The 16,583-nt window shown below is 39.5% G+C and carries 16 protein-coding genes; 5 read left to right on the top strand and 11 right to left on the bottom strand.

The genetic code is table 11. The features are described 5' to 3' along the window. Position 1: 1 nt before the first annotated feature. Positions 2–1,279 carry a T9SS type A sorting domain-containing protein gene (locus tag JWR61_RS15830; protein WP_301928721.1) on the bottom strand — a complete coding sequence of 426 codons (1,278 nt, stop codon included), beginning with the start codon at positions 1,277–1,279 and terminating at the stop codon, positions 2–4. A gap of 305 nt (positions 1,280–1,584) precedes the next feature. Between JWR61_RS15830 and JWR61_RS15825 the strand changes: the two genes are divergently transcribed. Beyond that, on the top strand, positions 1,585–2,409 hold the full coding sequence (locus JWR61_RS15825) for a glutaminyl-peptide cyclotransferase (protein ID WP_301928720.1): 825 nt from the start codon (positions 1,585–1,587) through the stop codon (positions 2,407–2,409). 112 nt (positions 2,410–2,521) lie between these two features. Here JWR61_RS15825 and JWR61_RS15820 read toward each other — a convergent pair whose 3' ends face one another. The 3 genes from JWR61_RS15820 to JWR61_RS15810 form a co-directional block, all read right to left on the bottom strand. Then, positions 2,522–3,082, bottom strand: coding sequence for a hypothetical protein (locus JWR61_RS15820; protein ID WP_301928719.1), 561 nt, complete (start codon positions 3,080–3,082; stop codon positions 2,522–2,524). 104 nt (positions 3,083–3,186) lie between these two features. Continuing rightward, a complete protein-coding gene (locus tag JWR61_RS15815; protein ID WP_301928718.1) occupies positions 3,187–4,824 on the bottom strand; it encodes a hypothetical protein in 1,638 nt (545 codons plus the stop codon). A 56-nt stretch (positions 4,825–4,880) separates the two neighbouring features. Further along, positions 4,881–7,928: a tetratricopeptide repeat protein gene (locus JWR61_RS15810; protein ID WP_301928717.1), complete on the bottom strand. Its 3,048-nt coding sequence runs from the start codon at positions 7,926–7,928 to the stop codon at positions 4,881–4,883. Between the two features lie 312 nt (positions 7,929–8,240). Between JWR61_RS15810 and JWR61_RS15805 the strand changes: the two genes are divergently transcribed. Both JWR61_RS15805 and JWR61_RS15800 read left to right on the top strand, forming a co-directional pair. After that, positions 8,241–8,651 (top strand): DoxX family protein, encoded by a 411-nt coding sequence (locus JWR61_RS15805; protein WP_301928716.1) that lies wholly within the window; start codon positions 8,241–8,243, stop codon positions 8,649–8,651. An 81-nt stretch (positions 8,652–8,732) separates the two neighbouring features. Beyond that, on the top strand, positions 8,733–9,155 hold the full coding sequence (locus JWR61_RS15800; RefSeq protein ID WP_290338646.1) for a thioesterase family protein: 423 nt from the start codon (positions 8,733–8,735) through the stop codon (positions 9,153–9,155). A gap of 90 nt (positions 9,156–9,245) precedes the next feature. On the opposite strand, the gene JWR61_RS15795 is transcribed toward JWR61_RS15800, so the two are convergent. The 5 genes from JWR61_RS15795 to JWR61_RS15775 all read right to left on the bottom strand — a co-directional run bounded on the left by JWR61_RS15795 (position 9,246) and on the right by JWR61_RS15775 (position 12,600). Beyond that, the gene (locus JWR61_RS15795) at positions 9,246–9,554 is read right to left on the bottom strand and encodes a rhodanese-like domain-containing protein (protein WP_301928715.1); all 309 of its coding nucleotides are present in this window, start codon (positions 9,552–9,554) and stop codon (positions 9,246–9,248) included. Between the two features lie 12 nt (positions 9,555–9,566). After that, positions 9,567–10,370 (bottom strand): PASTA domain-containing protein, encoded by an 804-nt coding sequence (locus tag JWR61_RS15790; protein WP_301928714.1) that lies wholly within the window; start codon positions 10,368–10,370, stop codon positions 9,567–9,569. A gap of 57 nt (positions 10,371–10,427) precedes the next feature. Continuing rightward, complete coding sequence (locus JWR61_RS15785) at positions 10,428–11,411, bottom strand: D-alanine--D-alanine ligase (RefSeq protein ID WP_301928713.1); 984 nt, start codon at positions 11,409–11,411, stop codon at positions 10,428–10,430. Positions 11,412–11,567: 156 nt separating this feature from the next. Continuing rightward, complete coding sequence (locus JWR61_RS15780) at positions 11,568–12,038, bottom strand: hypothetical protein (protein WP_290338651.1); 471 nt, start codon at positions 12,036–12,038, stop codon at positions 11,568–11,570. A 214-nt stretch (positions 12,039–12,252) separates the two neighbouring features. Beyond that, the gene (locus JWR61_RS15775; RefSeq protein ID WP_290338652.1) at positions 12,253–12,600 is read right to left on the bottom strand and encodes a 4Fe-4S dicluster domain-containing protein; all 348 of its coding nucleotides are present in this window, start codon (positions 12,598–12,600) and stop codon (positions 12,253–12,255) included. 67 nt (positions 12,601–12,667) lie between these two features. Here JWR61_RS15775 and JWR61_RS15770 point away from each other — a divergent pair, with 67 nt between their 5' ends. Together JWR61_RS15770 and JWR61_RS15765 are read left to right on the top strand one after the other, a co-directional pair. Beyond that, complete coding sequence (locus tag JWR61_RS15770) at positions 12,668–13,660, top strand: acyl-CoA reductase (protein ID WP_301928712.1); 993 nt, start codon at positions 12,668–12,670, stop codon at positions 13,658–13,660. A 157-nt stretch (positions 13,661–13,817) separates the two neighbouring features. Continuing rightward, positions 13,818–15,356: a trypsin-like peptidase domain-containing protein gene (locus JWR61_RS15765; protein WP_301928711.1), complete on the top strand. Its 1,539-nt coding sequence runs from the start codon at positions 13,818–13,820 to the stop codon at positions 15,354–15,356. Between the two features lie 96 nt (positions 15,357–15,452). Here JWR61_RS15765 and JWR61_RS15760 read toward each other — a convergent pair whose 3' ends face one another. Together JWR61_RS15760 and JWR61_RS15755 are read right to left on the bottom strand one after the other, a co-directional pair. Further along, the gene (locus JWR61_RS15760; protein ID WP_290338655.1) at positions 15,453–15,902 is read right to left on the bottom strand and encodes a peptidylprolyl isomerase; all 450 of its coding nucleotides are present in this window, start codon (positions 15,900–15,902) and stop codon (positions 15,453–15,455) included. Between the two features lie 94 nt (positions 15,903–15,996). Next, complete coding sequence (locus tag JWR61_RS15755; protein ID WP_301928710.1) at positions 15,997–16,458, bottom strand: hypothetical protein; 462 nt, start codon at positions 16,456–16,458, stop codon at positions 15,997–15,999. Positions 16,459–16,583: the final 125 nt, after the last annotated feature.

Below are 16,583 nucleotides of genomic sequence, written 5' to 3'. Positions count from 1 at the left end.
TTTATTGCTTAATGAGTTTCTTTGTAAACCTGTTTGCTCCTTCTTCAACACTAAAGATGTAAATCCCCTTAGCTAAAGTAGCAACGCTGATTGTTGTTTTAGCCGAATTAAAAGTGGCTGTGTATACTTTACTACCGGATACATTGTAGATATTGATTGTTTTCAGCGTTACCGATTTTAATGTTGACGCATATTCAATTGTAACATTTGATTGCATCGGGTTGGGATAGATATTTACCCCAACAACCGGTTTTGCGGCCGCTACCGTATCCACGGAAATTACGGGGCTGGCTTGTACCAATGTGCTATCGCATGCAAACGATGTTAAGAATGAATTGCGGATGTTATCCTTTTCAAACAAGGCACGCATTCTCGCTTTCTGGCCGTTTGTAAAAAGGCTCATACAGGCATCATTTGCAAAATCCATAAAGTTCATGAACATGTCCCCATTACCATCAGGCGAGCAATTGGATACATGTGGAAATGATGGGCAGCCATAATTATAATACTGTTGAGTCGGTGTATCATCCACTTCATCCGAACCGCAGACTGCATCGCCCCATACATGCTTTAATCCAAGCCAGTGACCGGTTTCATGAGTAGCTGTTCTCCCTTTATCATAGGGCGAACGGACATTGCCGGTACTCCCAAAAACGTCATACGCAACCACCACTCCATCTGTAGCTGCGGGGCCACCGGGTACACTGGAATAGCCAAGTGTTCTTCCTCCCATATCGCAAACCCAAATATTCAGGTAGCGCTTACAGTCCCAGGCATCATCACCGCCCTGCGCCGTATATTTCATCGCATCCTCCGGGGAAAAAACCTGCGTACCGGTATATTTTCTTACTATTCCTGAAGTTCTTTTTCCCTGGGGATCCACCTGTGCAAGACAAAACCTGATTTTAGTATCGGCTGCAAAGGCGCTAAAAACTGCGGGCGTATTAACCTTGTCAGCGTTTAAATTACTGTAATCATCGTTTAAGACGGTAAGTTGTGATTGAATTTGCGCAAGGCTTATATTTTGAACCCCTGTATTGTACAGTACATGTATGACTACAGGCACGTAAATAATTTCGTCTGCTACTATATCCCTTTCACCAGGGGCCTTGCTTGTAACTGCCTTTATCTGTGCTTCCGCCTTGTTGATGGAATTACCTAAGCCAGCGTCTGCTTTAATGAGTTGCTGAATGTAGTTTGCCGTACCACACCTGCGTTGCGCATTTGCAACAATTGTCGGTAATAATAAAAGCAATACAAGGCCCGGGATAAATTTCATAAACCAAAAATTTGAATAGCAAAAAAATAATTTGGCTCATGGGGATACACAAAACACTTGTCAGAGGTATTGGAGAAAAGGCCTGGAGGCCAACAATAAAAGAAATGGGATTTTTTTTATCTCAGAATAAAAAGCGGGCTACGGTATTGTTAAAATAGAAGTGGTTTCAAATATCCGTTTCAGAGATAGCATAAAAATAGGGAGAATAACGTTACCGGCAAAAAATATTTGCATTCTTTTATTGAAGTGATTGCTTTAAAGCTGCGGGGCTTTAGTACTTTTGCCCACAAACGAATTAAATTTTAATGACAAAATATTTACTATCAGCTGGTCTTTTGCTATTAGCAGCCTGCAGCAATAACAACGACAATACCGAACCCTCTACGCCTGCAGAATCACCTTCTACCGGAATTGCAGCTCCTCAAAACATTACTTTAAATATTATCGGCATTTATCCGCATGATACAAGTGCCTATACACAGGGACTGGAAATACACAATGGAAAATTATATGAAGGAACAGGTGATTATGAAACATCCTCTTTACGGGTAACCGATATAAAAACAGGCAAGGTGGAACATAAACATGTAATGGGTACAGGTAAAATTTTTGGAGAAGGCATCACCATTTTTAATAATAAAATTTACCAGTTAACCTGGCAAAGCCACGTGGTAAATGTATACGACTTGAACAATATAGATAAACCAATCCAGACTTTTAATTGGCCATATGAGGGATGGGGCATTACACACACTGACAAAGAACTCATAATAAGTGATGGGTCTGCCAATTTATATTTTGTAAATCCGGCAGATTTCAGGGTAAGAACTACCATACAGGTTACTGATAATACAGGGCCGGTAACTAATTTGAATGAACTCGAAATGATCAACGGTTTTGTTTTCGCCAATGTATATACAATGGATTTCATCGTAAAGGTTGATCCCGCCAGCGGCCATGTGGTGGGCAGGATTGATTTACCTGGCCTGAAAGATCAGTATTTTAAAAACCAGGTTGTTGCAGACAGAACAGATGTACTGAATGGCATTGCTTATGACAGCACCAGTAAAAAGCTGTACATCACGGGGAAACGCTGGCCTAAAATGTTTGAAGCTTATATTAATCAGTAAGTGACAGAGCCGCTGTATGAAAATAGTAATTGATATAGACTTGTGAAGGAGGAGACATTTTTTTGTCTGTAACCCGGTAATCTTTTCCGTTGGAAAAATTTAGTCAGCCAGATCAGGGGTTAACTACATTGCCAAACAGGTTAAAACCATTTTGCAGAAGGTACAAACCAATTATTGCCAAACCGGCTGCTACCAATACAATCGCCCAAATCCACCAACGGTCTTTCGCCGGAGTTATTTCTTCTGCTTCCACGAAATAGCCGCTCATTTGTGTGTTGGTAGTTTCCTTATCTCCTACCAGGATGGTGTGCTCTGCGTTCTGCCTGATTACCCTTGTTGCAGTAACATCCGGCATAAACAACGGATGAATGTGGGATGGTATAAAGTCAATGGCACCGTTTTCCTTTTTAATAAAGTCACCAACCCCTTTTAAAGTAACCGTTCCATTTTCTTCAATGTCTTTCCTGATTATTTCACTAAGTGCTGAAAACTCATTGAAGCTACTTTCTTCATTTTCATTTGCGGGAGAAAAACTGATAAACGGTGCAGGTGCTTTGATTACTGCTGCGGCAACATTACTTACTGCCGGATGATTTTTTAAAGACAGGATGCCGATACCGGGCAACCGGCATATTTTTTTTTGAAAAAGTGTTGGGGCTATTAAATATTCCATGATAGATTGTATGGATCAAAGATAGCAGGATATTATATCAAAAACGGTTTCATTCAATGACTCAGCAATAATTTTTTAAGGTGGCGGCAAGAGACGGGACGCTGTTAAAACTTCAACAGCACACCAGCCAAAATATTTGTTCCGTATACCTGGTATCCATACCAGCGCTGGTATTTATTATTCAGGATATTATTGATGTCAAGCCAGGCGCTTATTTTTTTGTTGATCGAAACTTCAACACCTGCACTCAGGTCAGCAGCACCGCTCAACGCATTGTTGATGTTGCCAGGCAAGAGGTAAGATGAACCGGTGTAAGCAGTAAAATCGCTCTTAATCATAACCTGTTTAAATGCCCACCAGCGAAGCGATGCGTCAATTTGCAGCGGTATTGTTCCCCAGGCTTTGTTATTATCGTGCATACCAGTATAGCCGTTAAAAGTGAGCCCACCTGTAATAGTAAATTTATCCTGGCTTATATAACTTAAGTCGCCGTGTAAGCGCAGGTCAGTCAGTTTACTTTCGTTACTTATTTTAAAATACCTCATGTCAGATGCAGTATCGTTTATAAAAAAAGGCAAGTTTTTGTAGCTAAGCAACCCCGCTTTTGCACTGAAATTGAAATGCTTTCCAACGGATGCTTTTACCCCGCCATACAATTCAGTTTCTTTTGTATTTAGTTGTGCAGAAGTAATCGGGGCCAGGTAAGGATTTAACGCCGTTAAATTCTGATAGTTGTTTTTAATAAAACGGCCGATTAAACCAGCCTGTACCAAAAAAGGTTTATCAGGTATTTGAGCTTCTCCATAAAAATTAGGTAATACACTTAACTGCCCATTATCCCATGCAGGCGTTACACCACCATGCAGTGAAAGTGAAGGCGTAGCGTACACCAGTTCCGGCGCTATTGAAAAAATATAGTTGTTGAATTTAAAATTATTGGGGATATAGTTTTGTGTGGTATAAGTCGTGATATCAGCCTTGGCAGCCACTTTTACAGAGAATACGTCGCCCAGTGTTTTATCAACAGGAGCGTCTATCAGCAAAGAACTTTCCGTGAGGTGTTTACGATTACTGAATATGTTAATCTCCACATTTGGATTATAATTTATACCCGACTCATTGGCATCTTTATTACGAAAACCAGCCTTCAATTTAATATCTGTTAAACGTTGTAATACATCATTTCTGTTGTAGGTATGCAACGCATGGTCGTACCCGTATAAATAGTAATCATACTGGCTAACGCCTGCGCTGCCATATACTTCATTTCTTGCTGTAAAATAACTACCGGCAGCTTTTATATTCATCTTACTATAATCCTGGTTGGCAATTTTTCCTTTGGATGAAATATAATCCGCATACACATTTACCAGGCTTGTTTTTCCATCTCCAAAACTAAAACCCGCATTGATATATGGTGTTGAATAATTTCCGAACCCTGCTTTCAAAAAATTTCTTGATCCCATATCCAGGCTGGTGTCCTGAGCAAGTGCCAGTGGCTTTAACGCCATCGGTTGGTAGGTATAAAATAAATTTTGCGAAGGAATAGAATAGGGTGCAACCTGTTTGGCCGTATCAGCGGTCAGATTGCTCGCCGAAAAATTAATTTTAACTGCATTGCGCAAGACCGGTTTATAGCTGGAAGTAATATCAATGCTCTGCTTTTTTGCTGTGTCTTTCTGTGCCAAACATGCCAGTGCCGGTAAACAAAATAAACCTGTAATGATACTTTTTATGCGCATGGTTATAATGATTGTAATATGCTTTTTGAAATTTTTACTGATGGTTTAAACAGGTACTAATTTACTTTCGACAATTCTTTTTCTGCCGCTGTTGCCTTATCCAGCTTTTGCTGGGCAGATGTTTTCAATTCCGGTATAGTTGAATTTTGCGCCACACTCTGGTAAGTAGCTTTTGCGTTGAAAAAATCTTTCTGCTGCATAAAAATATCGCCCAATAAAATATAGCTGCTGGTAAGCCAGTAATCGTAACTGCTGGTTTCTTTTATAACCACCTGTGCCGCTTTTTCGGCTGCAGTATAATTACCGAGGCTGAACAAACAATTGGCAATTTCATAACGGGCCTCAGCTCCCCAGGCTGATTTATTGATTGCTGCACATGATTTAAAGGAAGCAATAGCACCGTTGCAATCATTACTTTTTTGCTGTGATTTACCCAACACTAAAAAAGCTACTGATCTATCGTCAGTACTGATTCCCTTTCCCTTTAATAAATCCTTGGCAACTTCGTTTGCCTGGTCGTATTCTTTTAGTTGGTAATCGCACCGCACCAATCCCCTTGCGGCTTCCAGTTGGTTATCCTGGTTAACAGCACCAGCCCGCAATATTTCGAACGTCTTCTTTGCATTGACATAATCTTTCAATTCAAAATAGTAAATGCGGCTGGCGGCCAGTGCAGCTCTTTCAAAATATTTGTTGATGCCTTTGCCGCTTACATAGTTGTACCCAATCAATGCATTGTTCCAGTCCTTATTTTTTAAGTAGCATTCGCTGCGGAAAAAATTAGCCTCCAATACAGAAGCACCGGCAGGAAACTGTGATAAATAATTCGTGAAACCTGCGATGGCTCCGGCGCAATCGTTGTTGTTATACTTTAGTTCTGCTGCACTGTATGTTATACCATCCGCTTCGGTTGCAGAAATATTTTTGCCGTTTTTACGCATGAGTTCGACATATTCATTCGGCTTTCCGGCTTCTACATAAATATTCTTGATATTATCCAGCGCTTCGTCCGCTTCTGCAGACTGCGGATATTGCTGTATCAGTTGCTGGTAATTTGTTAAAGCCTGATCGTTGTTGTCAAGGTTATAATAACTTAATCCAAGTTTAAGGTAAGCTTTTGGTTTTAACCCTCCGGCATTGGTATTTGACAGTATTTTTGTTAGATAAGGAATCGCTTCCCTGAATTTTTCATCAGCCATATATGTATTGGCAATTTCCATTGTAGCATCGGGTACAAGACTGCTTTGGGGGTACAAACGCGTTAAGCTGTTAAGTCCTGCAATTTTTCCGGTGGCACTTTTTATGCCTGCTATCATTGCTTTCTGAAACATAGCATAATCGCTTTGAGGCAGCGCATTGCTGATTACTACGTCATACATAGTATTTGCTTTAGCAAAATCCTTCAGCATAAAATAATCATCTGCACTTCTTACATAAGCGTCCTGTTCTACAGGAGTGGCTGTGGTAGCTGATTTTGCGATAGGTTCAAAATTGGTAAGAGATTGCTTGTAACTTTCTTTTTTCATCCAGCAGTATCCCAGGTCGTATTTAGCAGTTGCAGGTGTTGCCTCTCCCTGTGCAGGCGCACCGCTCTGCAAATAGAAAGTCAGGTATCGTATGGCCGCGTCATAATCAGGTATACGATAGGCTATTTCCCCTTTCCAAAAATTGGCGTAAGGTGTAACAGATGATGCCGGCAATTTCAGAATTTTTGTAAAGAGATCATCTGCCTGTGTTATCTGCTGATCATTCAAATATTCAACGGCACGGCCATATAAAATCCGCGGATACACATTTTGCATTGATGCCGTGGGCTTGCCGAAAGATTCATACAAGGCGAGCGCATCATTAAAATTATTTGTATTGGCCAGCAAGCCTACCAAAATTTCTTTTGCTTCATTGGTATAAGTTGAATTTGGATAGTTGTTTAAAAATTTTCTCATTTCATTCAATGCCACGTCCTGGTAACCCAAGTCGTAAGATAACTTGGCATAATTAAAAAGAGAAATTTCCTGCTGCTGTTTATTGCTGCTGTTATTGGCGCAATATTGAAAAGCAGTTCTTGCATTGGCTTTTTGATTGGTTCTCAAATAACAATCGCCGAGCAGGTACATGGAATTTTGTCCCAATGAATCCTGTTCATTGCTTAACTGTTTAAACCCTGCAATTGCTTTAGTTAGCTGCTTTGCTTCATAGTAACAGTAACTCACTTCATACAAATCTTCCTTGCTTACTTTTTTTGTATTGTTTACGTAATATTCAAGTAGTGGCAAAGCTTTGGCGTAATTCTTTCTTTCAAAATACATCTGGCCCAGCAGCTGTTTCATCTCCTTGTCATAGTACAGCCCTCCCCTGCTTAAAACACTTTCTCCGTATCTTAAAGATTCATCTTTTTTATTTTGAAAATAGTAGATTTCGGCAATGTAATACGGTACTACACTTTTGTATTCGTCCTTCATCTCTACCAGCTTAAAAGATTTTAAAGCTTCTGCATAGTTGCGGTCGTAGTAGCTTAAAAATCCATAATAGTAATTGGCCGGAATATAATATTTATTATCCGGCAACTGGTGAATTTCATTGAACAACGGCTTTGCATCCTTAAACCGTTTAAGATTAAAATAGCAATAGCCCATTTCAAATTTAGCATCCGCAATCTCTTCATTACTCAGGTTATCCAGCGATGCCTTTTCATAATATTTTATTGCATTGGCAAAATCATTTTTTACAAAATAGAATTTGCCCAGCTGGTAACTCATCAGTTCCTGCCTTGGTTCATTATTTATCCAATCTAGGTAATACTTTGCCTCTTCTTCCGCAACAGGCAACTGCAATTTTAAACGGCACACGATGTAGTAATAATTTACATCATCATGCAGATAAACATTGTTGCTTTTTTGTTCATCAGGATATTCCTTCTTTACAGCTTCCAGTAAGGGATAAGCAAGTGCGTATTGCTGCTTAATAAATAGTTCCTTCGCATCTTTAAATTTCTTTTCCGCATCGGTAAAAACATGTGTGGGCTGTGCAATCAGCGTTAATGAAAACAGCACTGCAGTAAGCAGTAAAAAGTAAGTAGGTTTTATCATGTTGATTGTTTCTTTCATTATTGCCAGCTGTAAAATTAACTATATTGCCAGTTAAGCAAACACCATTCCAAAGCCTTTGTTAATAAGTGGATAACTGTTGGATTGAGAACGAAATGTACAGTCGAATGCCTGTTAAAAAAAAGATAAAGAAAAAATTTTCACATAGCTTTTTATTCACTTGATGAATTGCAGGAGACAAATAGTTACTTAAATAACCAGATGTATTTTATTGAAAGGTGGATTTAAAATTTCTGTTGTGCCATAATTTTTACTGCATGAATAATGATAAAGATTAAATTGCCGGAAATTTAGAACGCTTAAAAAATTACGATGAAAAAATTGTTCTCATCAAAGTACAGTGCCAACGCTGTTAATGCAGGGATGCTGGTGTTAAGGCTGGGGCTTGGTATTTTAATGCTGGTGAATTATGGCTACCATAAAATAACTCATTTTAGTGAAACAGCCCGGCACATGCCAAACTTGCTTGGCATGGGTACAACAGTCAACACGGCATTAATAATTTTTGCAGAATTTTTCTGCAGTTTGTTTATTATTCTTGGTTTGTTTACAAGATTTGCATGCATTCCTCTGATCATCGCTATGAGTGTTGTTTTATATAAAGTAACTCACCTTGATTTTTTTGGACAAGGAGAAAAGGCTGCACTCTTTCTTACGGGTTATCTTGCTATATTATTAATCGGCCCGGGCAAGGTCAGCGTGGATGGGATGATAGGAAAATAAATCCTGTCTTACGTCTCATTGCAGCCATTTTGATTATCAATTATCCGAGTTGGTCAATTGCCAAAGAACGAAATTTACAACATGTATACAACATCAACCCAGATAAGAATTCATTATGCTTTAACCGACCAGATGGGTGTTGTATATCATGGTCACTATGCCCAGTTTTACGAAATTGGAAGAGCTGAAGCTATCCGCGAACTGGGATATAGTTACAAGGATATTGAAGCAATGGGGATTATAATGCCCGTGGTTGATATTCACAGCCGGTTTTTAAGACCTGCAAAATATGATGACCTGATAACGGTTAAAACAACACTGAGAGAACTGCCGGTACACCACAAGATTGTTTTTCACTCAGAAATATATAGTGAAGATGGGGCGTTGTTAAACACAGGTGATGTAACGCTTTACTTTATGGAAGCCAAACATATGAAACGCTGCGAAATGCCCGCAGCGTTAAAGGATAAATTAGTGGCGTATTTTAAAGAAACAGAAGAATAAAAAATATCCAAGCCCCAACCGCTTGGTGTCAAACCATAGTCACCAATCTGAAAGAGATGAGACATCAAAAATCAGCCATCAGACATCGAATTATACCTTAAATGTCTCTCTCCAGTTCAGCATGCCACCGGTTAAATTTCTTACATTGGTAAATCCGGCCGCTTCCAAAATCAGGCAGGCCTGTCCGCTGCGGTTTCCGCTTCTGCAATACACAATCAGCTCGTCATTTTTATAAGGTTCCAAATCGTCAATCTGCATAGACTGTATATGTCCCAATGGCAGCAAAGTGCCACCAATATTGAATTCTGCATTTTCATTTGGTTCCCTAACGTCTATAATATTCAGTTTTTCCCCGGCTTGCTGCCTGGCCTTTACTTCTTCAGCTGTAATTGTTGTCATTGTTTGGTTGTATTAATTTTTATTGGCAGAAACAGAATCCGGTAATACCATTTCCTTAGAAATATAAATATCCATCAACTGCCCGGGATGTATGTACACGGGCTTTTTTTCATCATTGTATCTATCAGGATTTTGCCGGTATATAAAGGAGTTGGCGGTATCTTTAATTGCATCTTTTGCAATCACTGCTCCTATGTTAACACCAAGCGCTTCCAGCGTTATTTTACCTTCCGCAAATGTTTTGCCTACCAGTTCCGGCACCATGATCTGCTCATCCTGTAAACCTCCGGCAATCACAAGTGATATTTTACTTCCCCAGATTACTTTTTCACCAGCTTCTATTTTTTTACCATTGTACTGTTGCTCCAGGATGGACCCTTTCATAAAATCAGGTTTGAAAGTCGTATCGCCTAACTGCAAATGACTTCTCTGCAACAGATCCAGCGCAAAGCCGAGGCTTTTGCCTTCCAGTTCAGGCATTACTACCATCGGCGGCATGTACCGGTTAACGGTTAAAAAAACGGTGCGGTTAACTTTCACCGTTGCATCGGCATCCGGCAATTGTTTTATTACAATACCCCGTTGCAAGCTATCAGTAAAAACAGAGTCCTGAATGGTTACATCAAAACCTTTGCTTTCCAATAATTTAATCGCCTCTTCCGTGCGCTTACCTTTTACAGAAGGCACGGTTAAATATTCGCCATGTTTGGTAACCCAGCCCAGCATTTCCAGCGTTAAAAATATCAGCAAAAATGCCAGTATAGCTGCTACCAGCAGGTTAACCCAAAAAGGACGGTCGGTGATAAATTTAAACATAGTTTTTAGTTCAGTATGCTTTTTTGCAGCGCTGCAAAGAAAGCATTCAGTAATGCATTATTGATTCAAACACTCTTCTATTAAAGTGGTGTAAAACTGCTTTAAAGTCCAGCCCATGGCGGCTACCTGTTGCGGTACAAGACTGGCTTCGGTTTGCCCGGGCACGGTATTAATTTCAAGTAAAAAAGGTCTGTCACTTACTTCGTCATAAATAAAATCAATCCGCACAATTCCTTTGCAATTGAAAATCGCATACGCCATCCTGGCCGCATTGCGTACTTTTTCAGCGATAACTTCCGCTACCTTAGCAGGTGTAATTTCTTCGCTTGCGCCATGGTATTTTGCTTCGTAATCAAAAAAAACATTTTTGGTAATAATCTCTGTAATAGGCAATGCAATGATTTCACCTTTTGATTTAAAAACACCAATGGTAAATTCTCTGCCCTTTATAAATTCTTCTACCAACACCTGGTCATCTTCTTTAAATGCCTTGTCTAACGCATTCTGCAATTCAGCAGCTTCACTCACCTTGCTCATTCCAATACTGCTGCCACCATTGTTTGGCTTAACGAATACAGGCAGTTTTAATGTGTTTAATATTTCAACGGCGTCAATAGTTCCTGCTTTAAAAAGATGCAGTGATTTTGCTACGGCCATGCCTGCAAAAGCTGCCACTGCAACCGTGTAACGCTTATTAAAGGTTAAGGCAGATGTTGCTGCATCGCATGACGTGTAAGGAATATTAAGGCAATCAAAATATCCCTGTAATTTGCCATCTTCACCAGGCGTTCCATGCAGGCCGACCAGCACCGCATCAAACGTTATTTTTTTACCGTCTATAGTTAATGAAAAATCATTTTTATCAATATTGATTTTTTCTCCTGCAGTAGTGACATAAAACCATCCGGCTGGTGTAATATCAATCGTATAACAATCCCATTTCTCCCTGTCAACATGTTGTTCGATGGTGGCAGCGGATTTATAAGATATTACAGCTTCGCCCGAATAACCACCTGTAATTAATGCGATTGTTTTCTTCATAAATAAAAAGAGAAGGGTTGTTTAAGCAAAGAAACGAAAATTGTTTATAGTTTCAAGCTGGCAAAAAATAGTTTAAATATACTTTGTGAGCCAAAGGCAGGCCGTATTTTGTGTAAAGCTGTCAATCAATCAGGGAATAGTTATACCTCCCAATCTTTATTTCTCATCTTCTATGCCTTCATTACCAGAATCAAGCATTAATTTCCAGCTGCCATCAGCCAGCTTCTTCCACACGTTTACGTAAGTGCCATGCATGGCGGAATCACCGTTTTTTGGAAGTACTGAATATACGCCAAAGGTATAGCCCAGGTCGCCGGAAGCAGCTATATTGCCTCCTTTCGGTTGCCAGATCATTGTGTAAGCACTGTCGTTTGACTGGCTTATAAAGTTGATAGCATCTCCGCCAATCAAAGGAAAACTGTTGGGGCGCAGCAGTACGCCATTGCTGTCAATAAACTGCATCATTGCGGCCCTGGTGCCTTTTACTTTACTCATTTCAGAAAATGAAATTTCCGCTGCAATCATTTCAGCACGTTGCTCAGTGGTATCTTTTATTTCTTTTTTTCTGCTGCAAGCCATTAATAAAAAAAGAGGCATCAATAAAAAGTACAATCGCTTTTTTAGCATAATTCAATTAAAAGATGAAAAAGAAGTTTTGAAGGCTGGCATTTGTAAATTAAGCAAAAAAATAACAGCTGATTTGCGTGAGTGTTGCAATTATACAATCAATTAACAAATAAAAAAAAGCGAAAGTATTTTGCAATACCCTCGCCATGATGCAGGAAATATCACCTGCCTAAGTAAGCCCGAAGGCTATATTGATATTTTTTAAACTGCAAAATTAAACGTGCAGCCTGTCTTTTTTAGCCAGTAAAGCGTCAACGGTTTCTTCGTACATTTCATCCGGCACACAACAATCAACCGGGCAAACAGCAGCGCACTGCGGCTCTTCGTGGAAGCCCTGGCACTCGGTACATTTATTTGGTGTTATATAATAAGTGTCTACACTAACCGGGGAATTGCGTTTATCTGCATCTACCTGCGTACCATCTAACAAAGTAAATAATCCCTTTACAGTGGTACCGTCAGATATAGCCCATTCAACGCCACCTTCATAAATAGCGTTGTTAGGACACTCAGGTTCACAGGCACCACAATTAATACATTCGTCTGTAATTTTAATAGCCATTACTTTTGATTTAGAATTTTGAAATTGCGAATTTTGAATATTGACAATACAAAATAAGATTATCGGGATGAAACTACAAAATCGAATTGCATTATTATCAACGCTTAGGGAATATTTGGTTGATAATGGTGAAGAACTTCAGGCAATCAAACATTCCGCATCTCTATACAACGGCTGGTTTACGATTGAATTCATTGATACTGCAATTAAAAATATCACGGAGCAGTTTTTAAGCGTTGAAAAATTGCAGCCCTGGGCCAATCATTATTTTTTGGACGATGGCATTCATCCGAAAAACGTGGGCATTGTAATGGCTGGTAACATTCCCCTTGTTGGCTTTCATGATTTTTTATGCGTTTTCATCAGTGGCCATAAGCAAACCATTAAACTATCTTCCAAAGACGATGTTTTGATGAAGCATCTGATAGAAAAAATGGTGAGCTGGGATGAAGCTGTAAAAGACCTTGTTGTTTTAGCTCCTTTTTTAAAAGGTTGCGATGCCTACATAGCCACCGGAAGCAATAACAGCGCCCGTTACTTTGATTATTATTTTTCAAAGTATCCTTCCATCATCCGTAAGAACCGGACTTCGGTCGCCATTTTAAGAGGTGATGAAAGTATGGAGACACTTGAAAAATTGTCAGATGACATCCATATCTTTTTTGGATTGGGTTGCAGAAATGTCACAAAAATTTTTGTTCCTGAAGGATATGATTTTGTACCGTTGCTGCAGTCGTTTCACCGGTATAAATATTTTGCAGATCATCATAAATACAGAAATAATTACGATTATAATTTGTCTGTTCAGATTATGAACAACCGTTTTTATATGACCAATGAAACTACATTGCTTGTGGAAAGCGATGCTATTTTTTCACCCATAAGTCAGCTGAACTACGGCTTTTACAAGGATGCAGTGCCAGTAACGGAGGCATTAAAGCAAAACGAAGAAGTGCAATGCATTGCGGGAATAGATATTCCTTTTGGTGCGGTGCAAAGCCCCGGATTATTTGATTATGCAGATGGTGTGGATACAATACAATTTTTATTAACTTTATAGAGCATCTACGAAAGCCTTACTAATTAATTGTTAAAGGTGCCCTGCGGTAAATAACATTTTGTCAGAGCATCGTTACTTTGTACTGCAAGGCACAAAAATTGATTTTAGTAGCTGAGCTTGAAGGGTTTTAAAATAATTAAAATTAAAATTTATACAAATGAAAATTAAACAGGTATTTTTTACAATTGTAATCAGTGCTGTTACTGCATTTGGTGTAATGTGGGGATACAGCAGTTATGTAAAAGCAGGTAATACATTTGCAGGCCAGGAAAAAGGTATTATTCCTGCCAACTACAAATTAGCAAAATTGACCGAGGGCAATACAACACCTCCCGGCGCCGTGGATTTTACACAATCTGCTGCAGCAGCATTACCAACCGTAGTGCACATCAAAACAAAAACCAATGCCAAGCAGGTAAGCAACAATTTACCCAAGTCACAAAACAGAAATCCATTCAGCGATTTATTTGATGACGACATGTTGCAACAATTCTTTGGTAACAGAAATGGTGGTGGCTATGTTCCTGAGCAAAGAGCTTCGGGTTCTGGCGTTATCATCAGCCAGGATGGCTTTATTGTAACCAATAATCACGTGGTTGAAAATGCAGATGAATTAACGGTAACATTGAACAATAAAAGATCTTATACAGCTAAAGTAGTTGGCCGGGATCCTGCATACGACCTGGCAGTTATTAAAATAGATGCTACTGGCTTACCTTTTCTTTTGTATGGTAATTCAGATGATGTGAAAATTGGTCAGTGGGTGCTTGCACTGGGTTATCCTTTAAATTTAGAGACTACTGTTACAGCTGGTATTGTCAGTGCCAAATCAAGAAGCCTAGGTCTAAACAAAGGCACTAAGTTAAATTCTGCAGTAGAATCTTTTATACAAACTGATGCGGCTGTAAACCAGGGTAACAGTGGTGGTGCTTTGATTAATACCGGCGGCGAATTGATTGGTATTAACTCTGCTATAGCCTCTCCCACTGGTTATTACTCCGGTTACTCATACGCCATCCCGGTAAACATTGTAAAAAAAGTGGTAGATGATATCATTAAATATGGCAATGTACAAAGAGGATTTTTAGGTGTTGCCACTGCCAATACCTATGACCTTCCTGAAACTGAAAAGACAAGATTAAACCTTAAATATTCAGGTGATGGATTGGTGATTACAGATGTATCAGCCAACAGCGCCGCGGTTGAAGCAGGTTTAAAGAAAGGGGATATTATCAAAAGTGTAAACGGTATTTCAGTAACACTGCCGTCTGAATTGCAGGAGCTGGTAACCCGTTACAAACCCAGCGACAAAATCAATATCGTTGTATCACGAGATGGAAAAGACATTTCTACCTCTGCCACTTTAAAAAACAATATGGGCACTTTTGCCATCGTTAAAGCAGAAAATACTATGCTTTCAAAATTAGGTGCTGATTTTGTAAACCTTGATCCAAAGAAAGCGAAGGAATACGGTGTGCCAGGTGGTGTGATTGTTAAGAAAATCAATGAAGGTGCATTAAGTGATCAGTCCAGAATGAGAGATGGTTTTATCATTGTAAAAGTGAATGACAAAGAAGTTAAAAATATGGATGAGCTCAGCAAGGCTATCGGATCTTCCAAAAGCGTTACTATCAGCGGATTTTACCCTGGTTCAGATGGTTTATATGACTATCCCATTATGCTGGATAGCGAGTAAGATTTGAGAAGCTGAAATCAGTAAAAAATCCCCTTGCAAAAGGGGATTTTTTTTATGTAGTATATCTACCAGGAATATTTTGGTTGTAGCAATATGCTATGAAGTGATGATCACTTTTTCCATTACGTCACCTCCACGGATATCGTCGATGATATCCACGCCTTCAGTTATTTTACCAAAGCAGGTATGTACGCCATCCAGGTGCTTTACACCATTACGGTTGTGGCAAATGAAAAACTGGGAGCCACCGGTGTTACGTCCACGGTGTGCCATTGACATTACGCCACGGTCATGTATTTGTTTGCTGCCATTTAATTCGCAGTTAATAGAATAGCCGGGGCCACCTGCACCTGTACCATCCGGGCATCCGCCCTGTATCATAAAGTTTGGAATTACCCGGTGAAAAGTCAACCCGTTGTAGAAACCCTGGTTTACCAGTTTTTTAAAATTGGCTGCTGCAATCGGTGCATCATCATCGTAGAGTTCAAATTTTAAAACGCCTTTGGCAGTATGTATCTCGCCGGTTGTTAATTGTACGTCGCTCATTTTTTTTTGTTTTTATTATGCTGCGAAAGTACAAATTAAGGCGCAATCGGAAATATTTTTGAAACCAGGATAAAACTGTTTTGATGAACGTAAATCAAAACACGTCTTTTATAAGCATAGTTTTGCTGTTAAAAGAGCAACTTCCACCAGCAACCTGGCGCAGTAATAATTTTGCTACCGGTGCATTGGGTGATAACACCAATATGGTTTCGCCCTCAAACACTATTTTACCGAGCCCTGCTGCTATAAAAAATTTTACATCGTCACAAACAACCACGCTTCCGGCAGTCACGGTAACATGCAACCTGCTGCAATCAACCGATTTTAGTGCCGCCAGTTCATGCTGGTTGGCTACCAATTGCCGGGCATGCATATCTTTCTCTAAATGGCTCATGGCACGACCGGTTTCATATTTATCCCCTGCACTGCTTTTTTCCTCACTGTTGGCCGCCGCCTGGGCGTTATCCATTGCCATCAAAGCTGCATCAATCCGTTGCTGAATGGATTGCATACAATGCAGCAACATGCGTTTTTTGAAATTGAGTTTATCAGTCAAGAATTAAATTTTGTGTTTTATAAATTGAAATGGTTCTGCTTGCAGTCGGCCTGATGCGTGAGAACTTCCTTCAATTTTGCAGGCTTCTGTTAATTAAAAATTAGCCAGTGTGTTTAATAATAGAA

This window comes from Ferruginibacter sp. (assembly GCF_028288465.1).
Lineage (GTDB): Bacteria > Bacteroidota > Bacteroidia > Chitinophagales > Chitinophagaceae > Ferruginibacter.
This window is presented reverse-complemented; position numbering and strand designations above follow the sequence as displayed.